This window comes from Gracilibacillus sp. JCM 18966, from assembly GCF_055392695.1.
Genome location: NZ_AP043883.1, coordinates 2,429,131 through 2,444,144, shown reverse-complemented (window position 1 = coordinate 2,444,144; position 15,014 = coordinate 2,429,131). Strand labels below are relative to the sequence as shown.

The window sequence follows — 15,014 nt, the reverse complement described above, 5'->3', positions numbered from 1 at the left end:
TGAGGCTCGGACACAAAAGTAAATAGAAAGGTTACCACACCTATTTGTGATCTGGAAGTAGTCCTGTCTCTATATATTCATTTAATTGTTCATCTAAATGATCTTGAAAATCTTCTGGTATTTCATCACTGTAAGGTCCCATTGAAATTACTTCTTCCGTGAAGCCGTAATTATAAATACCACCTTCTAGCTCGCCTTTTTCAATCTGTTCTACCGCATAAAGATATAATTTATCTACATGCTGAATGGTGCTTGTTAAGACAGATTGTCCACCTATCGACTGCTGATCATTAACATAGCCAATCGAATAAATCTGGTCATTTTGAGCTTCCTCTACTACTTTCATACTATAGGCATCCCCAGTCGGATAAATCACATCTACCCCATTATCTACCATATTGCGATAGTGATCCATAGCAATTTCTGACTCATCCCAACTATAGACATATTGAATATTTATGTTTGCATCAGGGTTCTGATAAGCTACTCCCTCATAAAAACCCTCTACTTCTGGCTGCCATTCATATGCTGCAATAATGCCTACATGATCAGATTCTGTCATTCTACCCGCTACCATTCCAGCAAAGAATCCCATCGACATAGAGTTGAAATTTAAGCTAATAAGATTGTCATCTGAATAAGCACCATTGACATAAACAAACTGAATATCAGGATAAGAAGAGGCAATCGTATGAAAGAATTGTCCATATGTACTGCTATGACCAATTATTAACTGGACTCCTTGATTCGCAAACTCTTCGATTGCACGATTTACCTGTGGTTGGGTTTGTACACCTTCTTTAAAGTATACTTCCATATCCAATTCTTTCTCTATATCGAGTAAACCATGATATCCTTTACTTCCCCATGTTTGATCATTTATCGAGTGCTCAATGAGCATACCCACCTTCTCAATATTCTGGGACGAATTTGATGGAAAACATCCCGTTAAGGTTAACATGGCTAATAATGTGAATAATATAATTCCTAGTCGTTTTTCCAATATACGCACTCCTTGAAATGCATAATGATTCGTACAAATGTTCAATTTATAGGTATATAACTATTATTTTACCGTTTTCAGCAGATAAGGTAAACCAAAATTGTCCAGAAATGAAGTGTTCAAAGATTACTCTTTATTTTCTTCCAAAGTTTTGATAAAATTAATTTGGTGTAAAATAGATTATTAAATTATTCAAAATACATATTGGTCCTATAAAAGTGGGGTGAATGTTAGATGAAATATATTATGACAATTGTTTGGGCGGTTATCATTTCTTTCGTGATAGGATACGTACTTGCAAGCATGGCTGGTGAGACTTTACATGTACCTTCTGTATTATCACTTGCTGCCATTTTTAGTATTATTGTTATCTTGCTCGGTGATGGCGTATTAAAAGAAAGTAATTAAACAAACAGATCCATAATAAAACCCTTGTCTTCGATTAAGACAAGGGTTTTATTTAAGTAATGGTTTAATCTGGAATACCTAGAGCGATTTTAGCATAACGGGACATACGATCCTTGGACCAAGGTGGACTCCAGACAATATTTACTTCTGTATCCTTTACCTCTGGAATATCTTCCATTACACGCTTGACGTCTTGCTCAATATGACCTGCTAGCGGGCAGCCCATTGCTGTCAGTGTCATCGTTACTGTTGCAATTCCTTCTTCATTCAGATCAACGCCATATACTAATCCTAAATTAACAATATCTATTCCAAGCTCTGGGTCAATAACATTTTCCAAAGCTCCCATTAGATTATCCTCAAGTGCTTGATCCATTATAACCCCTCCTTAAAAAAAGTAAAGCATTACTTAATAACATTATAACAAAATGAAAGAAAATTTAAATCATTTACGTCTTTTGTAACAATATCTCCATAAAGTAAAAATGGCTTGCTCTGTTATAAATGCTCTGATGCTAAAGCATGTATTCTAACCAATTAGTAAACTCCACGATAGCAAATCGACTAACCTTGTGTCCACGTCCCATTTCTCGGAAAAATCGAATATTTTCCGGGTTTTTGTAATGATCGATAGCTTGCTCATAAAAATTATATGCATGGGCAAATGGAACAACGTTATCCTCTTCCCCGTGCCAAAAGAATAATGGACGTCCGAAAAGCTTCTCCACTTGCAGGGATAGATCCATTTCCTTCAATTCTGATAATAGAAGGTTGATTTCTTGCTCAGGAATAGGAAGCTCACCCATTTTCTTTTCCATCAATTGGATTTGTAATTCCGCATAGGCTGTCAATTTAGGAGAACCCATTAGGATCGCTGCTGCTTTCACCCAAGAAAATTGGGTAAGGGCTGCAGCTGTTGTGATCCCTCCCATGCTCGTACCTGCAAGTCCAAAACGATCTTTTTCCAATAAATGCTTTGTAACTAACGTCTCATAAATACTTTCCACATCATCTATATTTTGTTTTACAATCTCAAAAAAACGTAATTCTCGTTCCTCTGACTTTATATCTCCTTCTCTTTCCCCATGAAGTAAGCAGTCTGGTAAGAGTACACGGTAGCCCTTTTCAGCTATTATATAAGCAATATCTAGATTATGCTCCTTTGCACTCGTATAACCGTGTATATATACTAAGGTAGGTAAAGGCTGTTCTTTTTTTTCCGCTTCCACTACATGAAGTAATGGGATCTCATTCCAGGATTCTCTATTTACGATGATCATAACATTTTGTCCTTTCTATATCTATTCTATCTTCATGATAGCTTTTTCCAGAAAAACTTGCAAAATATAGAAACGAAAATATACAAGAACTTTACAACCATATGTTTCCCATTTAGACTATACTTACAGGGAACTGTAAAAAATTCTATGAAAACTAAATGGGATGGAAATAAAGTTCCAGATAATAAGGTGAAGTTGTAGATTATAATTTAAAATGGTTGGGAATTCAAGAAGAAAAAAATTAGCACCAGAGAGTGGAGATAAACGAGGCCGTGTCAAATAAACCAGTGCTTTTACTACACTGGCTACTGTGACCTGCTCTGCTGTCGGCCGCCACCCTTGACTTTGTTTGCGGTCGTGGTAGTGATTCCGTTGGCGGATGGCAAAAATAAAGCCTATACGGCTCCCATCCGCCTGTCTAGCGTACCACGACCGATCCCTTCTAAGCTCCAATGGCCGGGGCCCCGTCCCCAACCATTGATCCCTAAGAAGGGGCACGACAGTCAAGGGCAAGCAGTTTCACGGTGGCTAAGTGATTAGCCGTACGGTTGTAGGTTAAGCAGATGTCTTTTCTGCCAAGAAGTCCTCCGCTAACGCCAGTAGTTGTACCCATTTACCAGGCATGAACTGGATATTAGCTAATTCAGGAAGCGTCACAGGTACCTTTTGCTCCAATGAGGCATGAGGACGTAAAAAGTTAAAATAAGCCACAAATAAGGTGACAAAAGATACGGATCCAGCTTCTGAACCAAACCCAGTCGTAGGACGATAGTTGCCTTTGAACGTACGGTTTAAGCGCTCAATGATTTGTTTTAACGGTCGATACTCTTTTGACACCGGATCTTCATTGGTTAAGCCAATCACACGAGTGATATCAAAGTGGATGTCATGTTGCGCAAAGTAATGCTGTGCCAAGATGTAAATAGGATTACCATCTACTACAAAGTTCAAGTTGTCAGGGAGTTTATCTTTCTCACCAAACTTTTGTAAGACATCATCTATCGCGCGAACAGCGACTTCTGTATCACGATGCGGCGATACAGGATAAGCTAGGATGAGCTTTTTCACCGCATCAAAGAAAAAGACAAGATAATGCCAGCGCCCTTTGACACGGATGTAGGTTTCATCGCCACAAAAGCTGTTTGATAGCTGATAAGGATAATGGTCGACAAAGGGTTTCATCCGAAGTGCCACACTGTTTATGTAGTTAAGAATCGTTTGGTGGGAGACCTTCACCCCATGGATATCGTACATCATGGCAGCTGTTTTGCGGGCACCGATCCCGTAATTGACATAATACGTTAAGATCAATCCTAAAACGTGTGGAGAAGCGTGAATACGAGACAAATCCACTTTCGGTTGCACGGGAGATGTAGCTGCCATCGGCTGGAAATCAAAACGAAAAGCACGAAAGAGATACCGCACCTTAAATGCTTGCGGATCTTCTTTAAAACGTTGCTTCTCTTCTTTGGTCATATGGCGTAAGTTACGTTGATAAAAAGAACAACCGTTGTTTTTACATTTGTAAATATCAAAATCTTTACGTTCTTTAATGCGTTCTAGCACGTAAGAACAATGGGGACATTTAAGGATAGCTTCTTTCGCAAAACGATTCTTTTGATTAAATAAACAATCACACACCTTACACAAATACTGTCCTTTGTCTCCATTATTGGCATAAAGGTAATCAGAAGGAGCTGTACATTTTGGGCAGGTGAGCGTCGCTGGAACTTTCACCACACTATTTTTCCGGCGGGCGACTGGCTTTAATACCTTGCCATATTGAAGGTGGTACGCCTTCAATAATTGTTGAAAATCTAGTTTTTCCAGCTTTTCGATGATGGGCATCTCATCGACTTGTAATTTTCGATAAGGTTGATTGAGAGGTTCATCATAAGCTGGTCGAGCAATAGATTTACCTAACACCATGCCTAGTAAAGCATAAATAATTCGTTCTTGATACTTGATATATTGAAGTAAATAGTATATAAATTGAGGTAACAACTTGTCACAACCTTTCTTAGGGATTTTGAGTGTGTGGTTACCTCATAAATACCCTATTTTGAAGGGGGTGGCAAGTTTTTTTGTGTAAAAAGTTATTAAATCAAGCTTAAAAGCTATTTGGGTAAGAAATATTTTGACAATACGACTTACAGAGTGGGGGGATAAAAATGAGTAGTAGTAAAAGACATCTTATTGCACTGGATTTGGACGGTACTTTATTAACGGAACAGAAAAAAATTAGTCCTTTTACCAAAAAAGTAATTCAGGAAGCAATAAACGAAGGACATATTGTCGTAATTGCAACAGGAAGACCTCATCGATCCAGTATTATGTATTATAAGGAGCTCGGTTTACAGACTCCTATGGTTAACTTTAATGGTGCGTTAATCCACCATCCATTTGATTCCAATTGGGATGCGATACATTCCCCATTACCAAATCGTTCAGCAAAAAGAATTATTCAAACATGCTATGATTTTGAAGTAGAGAATATTTTTGCCGAAATTCAAGATAATATGTACCTAGATAGACATAGTGATAAAATTATCGATTTCTTTACGGAACCAGGAGATAAAGAACTGATTACTGTAGGAAGTTTGAAAAACCAATTAACGGAAGACCCTACTTCTTTGTTAATCCATCCGAAGGAGGAGCATATTGACGAATTGAGGCAATATTTAAGTGACGAACATGCTTCTGTCATTGAGCACCGAAAATGGGGAGTGCCTTGGGAAATTATTGAGGTTGTACGGAAAGGCGTCCATAAAGCTGTCGGATTAAAGAAAATAGCCCATTATTTCCATATCCCACAAGAGAACATTATTGCCTTTGGAGATGAGGATAATGATCTAGAAATGATTGAATATGCTGGGATTGGAGTCGCTATGGGGAATGCTATAGTGGAACTAAAAAAGATCGCGAACCATGAAACGTCCACAAATCAAGAGGATGGAATCGGTACATTTTTAGCGGATTATTTAAATTTAGTGAAAAACCCAGTCATTGTTAAAGAATAAATCGAATAACAAACGAATGATTAGTCATAATAAGTATGAACATCCCCTTGAGGTGTTCGTGCTTATTTTTCTTTCAACAAGGAGGGCCTTATGATGCAACAACAAAACAGAATGTTTGAACAAGCTAAAAATGCTGTCAATCGTCTTATGGGTGGTAACAGCATGAGTGAGCAGGATAAGCAAGCTGCTCAAGATGCAATTCAATCAGCTTATACAAATGCTACTGCAGAAGAGCAACAGGAGTTACGTCAATTAGAGCAACAGTTAAAGCAAAACAATCGTTAAATATAAGGCTAGAGGACTTACACAACCAGCTGAGCTCATGCTCAGTTGGTTGATTTTCATGTTTTTTTGTAAAGGGGTGGAGTTTAGATCTTTTTTTCTTTTTAAATTCCATGATTTCTGATATGATAGAGGCGAGTACGGATACATATAGGAGGGAAGATTATGAGTATTCACATTGAAGCAACTCCAAACCCGAATGCAATGAAATTCACAAGTGATAGAATGATCTTTGAAGGTAATAGTAGTATTTCGGTTATGCCTGGTCAAACAAGTGAACATGATATTTTAAATGATCTAATGAAACTTGATGGTGTTGATAATGTTTTTGGATTTCAACATTTTATTACCGTTAATAAAAAACCAGATGTTGAGTGGGATCTATTAACAAAACAAATTGAAGAAACCATTACAAGCTATGGTTATTAGTGATTGAAGGCAAGGACATTCATCCTCGCCTTTTTTTATTGCTGTTCAAGAACTACAGGTAATTGAATAGAACGGTCTTTGTTAAACAATAGAAGCATTAATGTACCGTTTTGTGGAATTAAATCCTCTGAAATGATAATATCTAACTGAAATTCCTGCCATGTCTCACCTTCTACCTCTATTGGAGTTTGCTCAACTAAATATTGATGACCATCTTCAACCTCATAGTAGGCTTCTCCAATAGAACCATGGATTTCTCCTTTTAATTGATAATTTCCATGCTTACCTGAGACCTCTATATTCCGAAAAGGCTCTTGTACTTCCTCTAATTCTTCTTGTATGTCGGAAAGCTCAAGAGTAAGCTTTTTTGTAAAAGCAGATTGGTTTATTTTTTGACGGTTTATTTCTTGAGGTAAAAGCATTATTTCTACTTGATACTTACCTGGTTCTAACTCCCTTTTAGGCTGCCATATCTCTTTCCAAAATAGCTTTTCCCCGCTTCTTATCTCTTTATCAATTAATGCTTGTGTAAACATTTTTTCTTCAGAATATCGATAAATATTTTCGCCATCTTTTGTTAATAATATTTCAAACTGTTGCCCCGAAGAGAAAGTTAAGCTAAGATCTTCTTCATTTTTATTTTGTAATTCCATCGTAAAGATAATTCCTTCTTCAGTTTGCTCTGCCCCAGCCGTCATTTCGAAATTTTCAATTAATTGTTTCGTTTCCTCGTCCATTACTATCTCCTCGCTTGCCATTTCTTCTTGTGTTTCCCCCGTTGCTGTCTCCTCTTTATCACTTGTTCCACAACTGGTAAGCAGGATAATCATAGAAATTAATAAAACGATTCTCTTCATTGGAAACTCCTTCCTATCCCACAGATTTAGCCAACCCCGTAAGGCTTCCTTAATGGAATAGTCGTTTTTCTCTGATAAAAGTTTCAATCATTTCTTCGAAAGAAGCCATAGACCCCTGCGGTTTGGATAACATTCGTAAATGCATTCTCATCCACTTCTTGAATAATTCTTTCTAAATCATAGAGCTCATATCTCGTTATTACTAAATATAGCATATTTTTATCTTCCTTTGTGTAAGCTCCCTTTACTGGCAAAATCGTAATTCCACGTATCATAGTGTCATGAATGGCACGTTGTAGCTCATCGGCTTTCTTTGTCACAATCATAGCTGTAACCTTTTCATGTCTTGTATGAATACCATCAATCACTCTTGTAGTGACATATAAACCAATTAATGTATAGAGCGCATTTTCAGGTTCATTTAATAAACCTGCAATGACAATAACAGCCCCATTTATCGCCATCAAATAGCCACCGATCGGTTTATCCTTCATTCGAGAAAGGACCATTGCTATAATGTCGGAGCCACCTGTTGAAGCACCCCATTTTAGAGTAATCCCTACACCGAAACCAGCAATCACACCACCAAATACCGCATTTAAGATAATATCATTCGACAATTCGATAATCGGGAGAATTTCAAGAAATAATGAAGTAAAAATGACGGAAAGAAAACTATAAATCGTAAATCCTTTCCCAACTTTTAACCATCCTAAAATCGCAACAGGAATATTTAAGATAAAGAGCATAATACCAGTACTAACATTTTCAAAGCCAAAATAGTCTGTAAAAATTGTGGATAGTATTTGAGAGATACCAGTAAAACCACTTGCATAAACATTTGCAGCTATAAAGAAGAAGTTCAGGGCAATCGCATTTAATAAAGCACCTATAATAACAATAGCAATTCTTTTAGATTGAATTAAAAACATATGTACACCTCCCATTTATCCTAGCATTTGTTCACCTAATTCGATCAACAGACGCTAATCACCCCTTGCCTAGTAAGCAAAGGATGGCTACCTTCCCATACCCTATCCTAACACTTTTAAATCATGCTTTACATGAAAATATTACATAATTTGTTTTGACGGATGACCCTGTTACGCTTAAACTTATATTAAGCAAAAATAGGACATCCATACATGACCTATCTATCATAAAGGAGGGCAAGGAAAATGACAATTAAAATTATTGCTGACTCTGCATCAGATTTATCCGTAGAAGATTATAAACAGTATGACATTGAGATGGTGCCACTTACGGTTCAATTAGATGGAGAAAACTACGAGGACGGGATTTCCATTTCACCGAAGACTATCTATGAGGAAATGAGAGCTGGAAAATCACCCAAAACAGCACAAGTGAGTCCACAGGTATTTCAGGATACTTTTGAGAAGCACGCCAAGGCGGGTGATGATGTAATTTATTTAGCCTTTTCTTCAGAACTTTCCGGAACTTATCAATCTGCGAAATTAATGGAACAGCAAGTAAAGGAGAACTATCCGGATTTTAATCTTCATATCTTAGATACGAAGTGTGCTTCTCTTGGTTATGGATTAGTTGTAATAAAGGCTGCTGAGATGGTAAAGCATGGAGCAACTCTAGAGGAAGTGCTCGAAGTAAGTCAATATTATTACGAAAACATGGAACATATTTTTACTGTCGATGATTTAGAATATTTATATCGTGGTGGACGTGTTAGTAAAACAGCTGCTTTCGTTGGCACCCTACTAAAGGTCAAGCCATTATTACATATGGAAGATGGCAAACTAATCCCTCTAGAAAAGGTCCGTGGCTCCAAAAAGGTATTGAAACGTATGGTGGAAGTCATGGAAGAGCGTGGTGTTGATCTTGAAAAGCAAACGATAGGTATTAGTCATGGAGATGTAGAGGATGTCGCTAACCAGCTCGCTGAATTGATTCAAGAGAAATGGAAAGTAAAGGAAATCAAAATGAATATGGTTGGCTCGTCTATTGGTGCTCATTCAGGGCCAGGAACACTCGCCTTGTTTTTCTTAAATCAACCTCCAAAAAATTAGCATTTTTCGCTCGAAATAGCTCATACTAGGAAAAACAATAGTATGAGGTGAGTAAAATGACTAAAAGTCAAAAGAAACCAATTCTCCCAAAGCAGCATCAAAACCGCCAGCCAGGCTTGGAGTATGAGATGAATCCTATTCCAATAAGCATAACGAAAAATTATGTAGGCAGTAATAAACTGAAGGGTAAAGTTGCGGTCATTACTGGTGGAGATAGTGGAATTGGCAAGGCAGTTGCTCTGCATTATGCAAGAGAAGGAGCAAATATTGCCATTATTTATTTTGACGAGGATAAGGATGCAAACGATACAAGGCAATTGGTTGAGCAAGAACAGGTGACATGTCAACTATTCAGAGGAGATATAGCAGATCGTAATTTCTGTTATCAGGTAGTGGAGCAAGTCATCGAGCAATTTGGAAAAATGGATATCCTTGTAAATAATGCTGCCATGCAATTTCCACAGCAAAATTTTCTAGCGATTACAGAGGAGCAATTAGAACGGACTTTTCGAGTAAATATTTTTTCATTTTTCTATATGACACAAGCAGCTCTCCCTCATTTACAAAAAGGGAGCTCTATTATTAACACCTCTTCTATTACCGCATTCAAAGGTAGTGAAAACTTAATTGACTATTCGAGCACAAAAGGTGCGATTACTACTTTTACCAAGTCGCTAGCGAAGTCACTTGTATCTAAAGGAATTCGTGTGAACAGTGTTGCTCCAGGTCCAATCTGGACACCACTCATTCCTGCTACCTTTGATGAAAATGCTGTTTCTACCTTTGGGTCAGATTCTGAAATGGCGAGACCTGGTGAGCCAAGTGAAGTCGCCCCAGCCTATGTCTATTTAGCTAGTGATGATGCCAACTATGTAACTGGACAGACGATTCATGTTAATGGTGGGCAAATTATCTAAAAAAGAAGCTGGGACATAACTAAATAGGAAGAAGGAAAATCCGAACAACCTTCTGACTGAGCGTAGTCAAAATACGGAGACTCCTGTGGGAACAGCACGAGCTGAAGATCCACTTTGCAAAGTGGTTTCCTTTGCAAAGTTAGCTGAGGCCGTGCCCACGGAAAGCGAAGTATTTTGACGGAGCGGTTACAGTGCACAAATATTAACGTTCGGATTATTCCTGCTTTACTACTCTTTTGTCCCAGCCCCTTTTTTTGCTCTTCTATTTAGTGCGATCACAAAAGCAACAAATCCTCCGAAAATAACGATCATCATTGCAATAAAGAACCAGTTTAATCCTGTGTTTTCCTCTAGGACAAAAATATTGCTTGTCTCCCGGTTTAAGGTGATTTTGTAGCTTCCATCTTCTTGTTCTCTTATCAAGTTATCCTCTAGTAAACCTTTTAACTGCTTATTTGATCCCAAATTCTCAATCGTAGCCGTTTGCGTTTGTGTATCATTATTTATCGCAACATACAATGTCTCATCTTGATAAGTCCTTTTAAATACTGTCATCTCCCCGACTTGTTCAACAAATTCCATATCTCCTTCTGATAATGCCTTTGATTCACGATGAATAGTTGCAAGCTTTTCCAAATGTTGCGTAATCTCTTCATCCTCTTTATTTAATTCTGCCATTCGGTGATCAGGCTCAGCTACACCATTATCCATTGGCACTTCGAGACCCTGATAAAAGAAAGCAGAGCCTGGTAATGCGTAAAGAAGGGTTGCGGCAAGCTTCCACCTTGTTACAGGATGGTATTCTTCTTGCATTGATTCGAAAGCGAAACGATTGGAAAAGACTGTTTCCATCGATAGAATTTGGTCAGATTGCAGAAAATCCTCCTCATCAAATAAAGGCTTCAAGGAAGTTCCTGCCTGTTTCAATAGAGCAACAGCTTCGTTTTGAAATTCATGATTTACTACTAAATTTCCTTCTTCTGCTCCATCTACTAGAACAATGGCATTTTCTTTCTCCTCTTTTACTTGGTGTTCAAATGCTTGAATAAAGGTTTCGTCTGCCTCTCCATCTAGATAAAGGTGAAAACCATCTATATTCGCTTCTTTCAGCCAATAACTTGCAGCTTCTAATAAATACTGCTGTACTTGCTCATTTCTTGTATCGATAGTAGCTACTTGCTCACCGAATAAGGTGGAGTCTTGATCGGAAGCTAAAGGATGATTTGGAGCTACATTATCTGCAACAAAATCTAATATTACCTTCATCTCTTCTTTATGTGCTTGCTCGACTAATTGTTTCAACCTGACAATACTTCCGAATGACTTATGGATCGTTTGGTGGTCTAGTGTGCTAAAACCATGATAGGCATTAGTACTCATTATTGGACTAAGATTAATCGTGGTAATGCCTAGCTTTTTTAGATCAGGTATTTTTTCCATTACCCCATCTAAATCTCCTCCATGAAACGCTTTTGAATCTTCAATATTCAATTCTCCATCATTAGAACTGTCCCCATTGACAAATCGATCTACTAGTATGTAATAAATCGTCTCATCCCTGACTTCCTCAGCCTTTGTAACATGAAGTGGGAGAAACAAAGTGACGATCATAAGCCCGATTAGTGAAATGATGCTATATTTTGTTTTTTTCATCTATTGTCCCCTCTTTTTCATAGTTCGTCTTCTATTATCCTAGACAACAGAGAAATGTCAAATGAGAGAGAGAATAAAGAGAGTAGAAGTTTTTTCATCTGTTTAGCATCGGTATTAGTAAATGATGCTTCTTCTCGAGCTAAAAAAAGTGGTGGTTAGTTCTGTCTAAAAATAAAGAAGAAAGCTAATCAACGCTCTCTTCTTACTTGCTTTCGATATTTTTCTTTCCTAACGTGTAATACAATTAAACAACCTAAAAATAAAAATGGAATAAAATTATATACTAGTGTACTCCAGTGAAAAGGGATATCCATTTGATAAATCGCCTTTTTAAATTTTCCATCATCTGCGACTGCTAATACCTTTCTCGGATCCGTGTCGTAAATGATATGATATTTTGTACCAACTGGATAAAAATTAGAGGCATTGCCCTTTATTGAATCCGATTCGTCAATCAAAGCGGACACTCGACCGACTGATTTCCCAATTAAATCTGTACTTACCTCTTCCTCAACCACCACCCGATATATCCTTCCATCCATTACAATAAAAGGATAATCGAGATTTACTCCTTTTATTTGGAGGAATGGTTGAAGTAGAAAAACAATAAAGATAATGATCCAGCTTTTTCGCATATTTGTCACTACTTCCCTTTACCAATCTATCTTATAGCCTTAATTCAATATTGTATTCTCTTAACCAAAAATCCATTTGACCTAAATGGGCTAATAACTGTGGGCCTGTCATTAATTGACCAAACCATGGTACTTGAATATTTGTCGCTTTTTGCTCGACTAATTGTTTGACCTCAGATTTATCTAATATTTCAAACAAGCGCGCATCTTTATCCTCTAATATTGTATGCATCCATTCGACAACAGCTTGTGTATATGCCGGATGATGTGTTTTAGGATAGGGACTTTTCTTACGGTAGAGAATATCCTTAGGCAAAATTCCCTCTAAAGATTTTCTCAAAATTCCTTTTTCCCGATTACCTATGGTCTTTATTTCCCAGGGAATATTCCAAACATATTCAATTAGTCTATGATCACTAAATGGAACCCTTGCCTCAAAGCTCGCTCCCATACTCATTCGATCTTTTCTGTCTAATAATGTCGGCATAAACCATTGCATATTCAGGTAAAACATTTGTCTACGTTCTGTCTCTTCCTTATCCTCTCCATCTAGTAAGGGGGTTTCATCTATGGTTTCTTTATATCTATTGAGTGCATATTCTTCTAAAGAAAGCTTCGATTGTAATTCGTTTCTAAGTAGCTGCTGTCTTACCTCTGAAGATCGAATCCATGGAAAGCCTTTTCGCTCTAAATCTTCTTTTCGATAAAACCATGGATATCCTCCAAAGATTTCATCTGCACATTCACCGGATAATGCTACCGTCACTTGTTTTTTTGTTTGTTCACAAAACCATAATAAAGAAGAATCCACATCTGTCATTCCAGGCAGATCTCGATATTTCACGGCATCTTTTAACAGTGTAGCAAGTGTTTGATTATCCATTTCATAATTGCTATGCTTCGTATTTAATGCATGAACCATTTTCCCGATATAGGTTTTATCTTGATTTGGCTGAAAATCACTACTCTGAAAATAGTGATCATTACCGATATAATCAATAGAAAACGTTCGCAGGCTTTGATTTTGACTTGCTAAATAATTGGCTGCAATCGCACTTATTGCACTAGAGTCAACTCCTCCTGATAAAAATGTTCCAAGCGGCACATCGGAAACAAGCTGTCTTTCGACTGCGTCCTCTAGTAATTCCTTCACTCTTTGTGCTGTTTCCTCCACTGACTCTGTATGTTTCTCACTAACAACATTCCAATATCTAGCTGTTCTCCAGCCATTTTTATCAAATATTCCAACATGTCCTGCTCGCAATTCTTCAATTTGATGAAACACGCCATTCCCAGGAGTTCTGGAGGGCCCTACAGCAAATAACTCTGCTAATCCTTGTTGATCGATAACCGCTTTGACTTCATTATTTGCTAAAATAGCTTTTATCTCAGATCCGAATAAAAGTCCATGTTCGTGTTTTTTAAAGAATAATGGTTTCACGCCTACTCTATCTCTTGCTAGAAATAATTGTTCCTTTGCTGAATCCCATATTGCAAAAGCAAATATACCATTTAGCTTCTCTACATGAGATTCTCCCCATTCTATATAGCTCTTTAGCAAAACTTCCGTATCAGAATGAGAATGAAAGGTCCAGCCAGCTTTTAACAATTCCTTTCTTAAATCTTCTGTATTATAAAGCTCGCCATTATAAATGAGCACATATCGATTTTTATCCACCATTTCTTTCATTGGCTGTTTTCCGCCTTCTGGATCAACGACAATTAACCGTTGGTGACCAAAGCCTATATGTGTATCATACCAATAACCCGTTTCATCGGGACCTCTATGCGCTACTGCTTCAACCATTTTTTCAAGCTTATGGTGCTCCTTATGCACGTTACGACTAAAGTCTATCCACCCTACAATGCCACACATACTTCGTCTCACACCTTTCTTCACTGCCTCGCTTTTATTAATTTATGCTTACTTAAAGGGAAAATGATTGAAAAATTTCTCTATATAGAAAGGTGTGTGGAGAATAATAGGTGGGACAATAACGAGGATAGGAAAAAACCCTGCTTCAGCAAGAAGCAGGGGCTACATTCTATTATCCAAAATAAAAACCATTTGGTAAGCGGAAAAAACCTAATACTAAAACAATAATAAACGCAATCACGAATTGTATCCAGAAGCTTTTCGCTGGCTTTTGCTTTGAGGCTTTGACTAAAATCATCTCAATTGAAGAAATCACCCATAACCCTGCAATTAGCTTCACAATTAGCTCGCCTAATAGTGGAAATTCAGGCAAGCCTGCTGTTGCATAATCCGCGAACAATGATCCACCTGAATATAAGATTAATAAGTAATCCAAGCGAACAATCATGTGTATTATTTTGCCTACCTTGTTATTCCCTTTTTTATACATGGAGTACGAAATCACTAATAAAATTAGTGCCAACACCCATGCTGTGATATGTAAATGTGTCAATCTTCCTTCCCCCAATCATTTCAAAGTTTTTAATAAACTCACTAGATAAGAGTATCATA

General features: G+C 37.5%; 16 protein-coding genes. 6 read left to right on the top strand and 10 right to left on the bottom strand.

Annotation, left to right across the window (positions count from 1 at the left end):
• Positions 1-40 precede the first annotated feature (40 nt).
• On the bottom strand, positions 41-1,003 hold the full coding sequence (locus ACZ5N5_RS11680; protein ID WP_054788994.1) for a BMP family ABC transporter substrate-binding protein: 963 nt from the start codon (positions 1,001-1,003) through the stop codon (positions 41-43).
• 234 nt (positions 1,004-1,237) lie between these two features.
• On the opposite strand from ACZ5N5_RS11680, the gene ACZ5N5_RS11675 reads away from it, so the two are divergent.
• Positions 1,238-1,411 (top strand): DUF2929 family protein, encoded by a 174-nt coding sequence (locus ACZ5N5_RS11675; RefSeq protein WP_109985067.1) that lies wholly within the window; start codon positions 1,238-1,240, stop codon positions 1,409-1,411.
• A 64-nt stretch (positions 1,412-1,475) separates the two neighbouring features.
• Here ACZ5N5_RS11675 and ACZ5N5_RS11670 read toward each other — a convergent pair whose 3' ends face one another.
• The 3 genes from ACZ5N5_RS11670 to ACZ5N5_RS11660 all read right to left on the bottom strand — a co-directional run bounded on the left by ACZ5N5_RS11670 (position 1,476) and on the right by ACZ5N5_RS11660 (position 4,695).
• Positions 1,476-1,787, bottom strand: a complete 312-nt coding sequence (locus tag ACZ5N5_RS11670; protein WP_054788995.1) for a metal-sulfur cluster assembly factor — start codon at positions 1,785-1,787, stop codon at positions 1,476-1,478.
• A gap of 139 nt (positions 1,788-1,926) precedes the next feature.
• Positions 1,927-2,691 (bottom strand): prolyl oligopeptidase family serine peptidase, encoded by a 765-nt coding sequence (locus ACZ5N5_RS11665; protein WP_109985068.1) that lies wholly within the window; start codon positions 2,689-2,691, stop codon positions 1,927-1,929.
• A gap of 555 nt (positions 2,692-3,246) precedes the next feature.
• Positions 3,247-4,695: an IS6 family transposase gene (locus tag ACZ5N5_RS11660; RefSeq protein WP_464372423.1), complete on the bottom strand. Its 1,449-nt coding sequence runs from the start codon at positions 4,693-4,695 to the stop codon at positions 3,247-3,249.
• Between the two features lie 167 nt (positions 4,696-4,862).
• Between ACZ5N5_RS11660 and ACZ5N5_RS11655 the strand changes: the two genes are divergently transcribed.
• The 3 genes from ACZ5N5_RS11655 to ACZ5N5_RS11645 all read left to right on the top strand — a co-directional run bounded on the left by ACZ5N5_RS11655 (position 4,863) and on the right by ACZ5N5_RS11645 (position 6,422).
• Positions 4,863-5,711, top strand: a complete 849-nt coding sequence (locus ACZ5N5_RS11655) for a Cof-type HAD-IIB family hydrolase (RefSeq protein ID WP_109985069.1) — start codon at positions 4,863-4,865, stop codon at positions 5,709-5,711.
• Between the two features lie 93 nt (positions 5,712-5,804).
• A complete protein-coding gene (locus tag ACZ5N5_RS11650; RefSeq protein WP_054789346.1) occupies positions 5,805-5,996 on the top strand; it encodes a DUF3813 family protein in 192 nt (63 codons plus the stop codon).
• Positions 5,997-6,158: 162 nt separating this feature from the next.
• Positions 6,159-6,422, top strand: coding sequence for a NifU N-terminal domain-containing protein (locus tag ACZ5N5_RS11645; protein ID WP_054789347.1), 264 nt, complete (start codon positions 6,159-6,161; stop codon positions 6,420-6,422).
• Between the two features lie 35 nt (positions 6,423-6,457).
• Here ACZ5N5_RS11645 and ACZ5N5_RS11640 read toward each other — a convergent pair whose 3' ends face one another.
• Positions 6,458-7,279, bottom strand: a complete 822-nt coding sequence (locus ACZ5N5_RS11640; RefSeq protein ID WP_277679634.1) for a BsuPI-related putative proteinase inhibitor — start codon at positions 7,277-7,279, stop codon at positions 6,458-6,460.
• Between the two features lie 83 nt (positions 7,280-7,362).
• A complete protein-coding gene (locus ACZ5N5_RS11635) occupies positions 7,363-8,211 on the bottom strand; it encodes a YitT family protein (RefSeq protein ID WP_109985071.1) in 849 nt (282 codons plus the stop codon).
• Positions 8,212-8,457: 246 nt separating this feature from the next.
• Here ACZ5N5_RS11635 and ACZ5N5_RS11630 point away from each other — a divergent pair, with 246 nt between their 5' ends.
• On the top strand, positions 8,458-9,321 hold the full coding sequence (locus ACZ5N5_RS11630) for a DegV family protein (protein ID WP_054860546.1): 864 nt from the start codon (positions 8,458-8,460) through the stop codon (positions 9,319-9,321).
• A 56-nt stretch (positions 9,322-9,377) separates the two neighbouring features.
• Positions 9,378-10,238: an SDR family oxidoreductase gene (locus ACZ5N5_RS11625; protein ID WP_277679633.1), complete on the top strand. Its 861-nt coding sequence runs from the start codon at positions 9,378-9,380 to the stop codon at positions 10,236-10,238.
• Positions 10,239-10,466: 228 nt separating this feature from the next.
• On the opposite strand, the gene ACZ5N5_RS11620 is transcribed toward ACZ5N5_RS11625, so the two are convergent.
• The 4 genes from ACZ5N5_RS11620 to ACZ5N5_RS11605 form a co-directional block, all read right to left on the bottom strand.
• Positions 10,467-11,891 carry an alpha-amylase family glycosyl hydrolase gene (locus ACZ5N5_RS11620; RefSeq protein ID WP_277678523.1) on the bottom strand — a complete coding sequence of 475 codons (1,425 nt, stop codon included), beginning with the start codon at positions 11,889-11,891 and terminating at the stop codon, positions 10,467-10,469.
• Positions 11,892-12,079: 188 nt separating this feature from the next.
• On the bottom strand, positions 12,080-12,526 hold the full coding sequence (locus ACZ5N5_RS11615; protein ID WP_054788818.1) for a hypothetical protein: 447 nt from the start codon (positions 12,524-12,526) through the stop codon (positions 12,080-12,082).
• Positions 12,527-12,557: 31 nt separating this feature from the next.
• Positions 12,558-14,402: an asparagine synthase (glutamine-hydrolyzing) gene (gene asnB, locus ACZ5N5_RS11610; RefSeq protein ID WP_277678522.1), complete on the bottom strand. Its 1,845-nt coding sequence runs from the start codon at positions 14,400-14,402 to the stop codon at positions 12,558-12,560.
• Between the two features lie 172 nt (positions 14,403-14,574).
• A complete protein-coding gene (locus ACZ5N5_RS11605; protein ID WP_054860540.1) occupies positions 14,575-14,955 on the bottom strand; it encodes a YisL family protein in 381 nt (126 codons plus the stop codon).
• Positions 14,956-15,014: the final 59 nt, after the last annotated feature.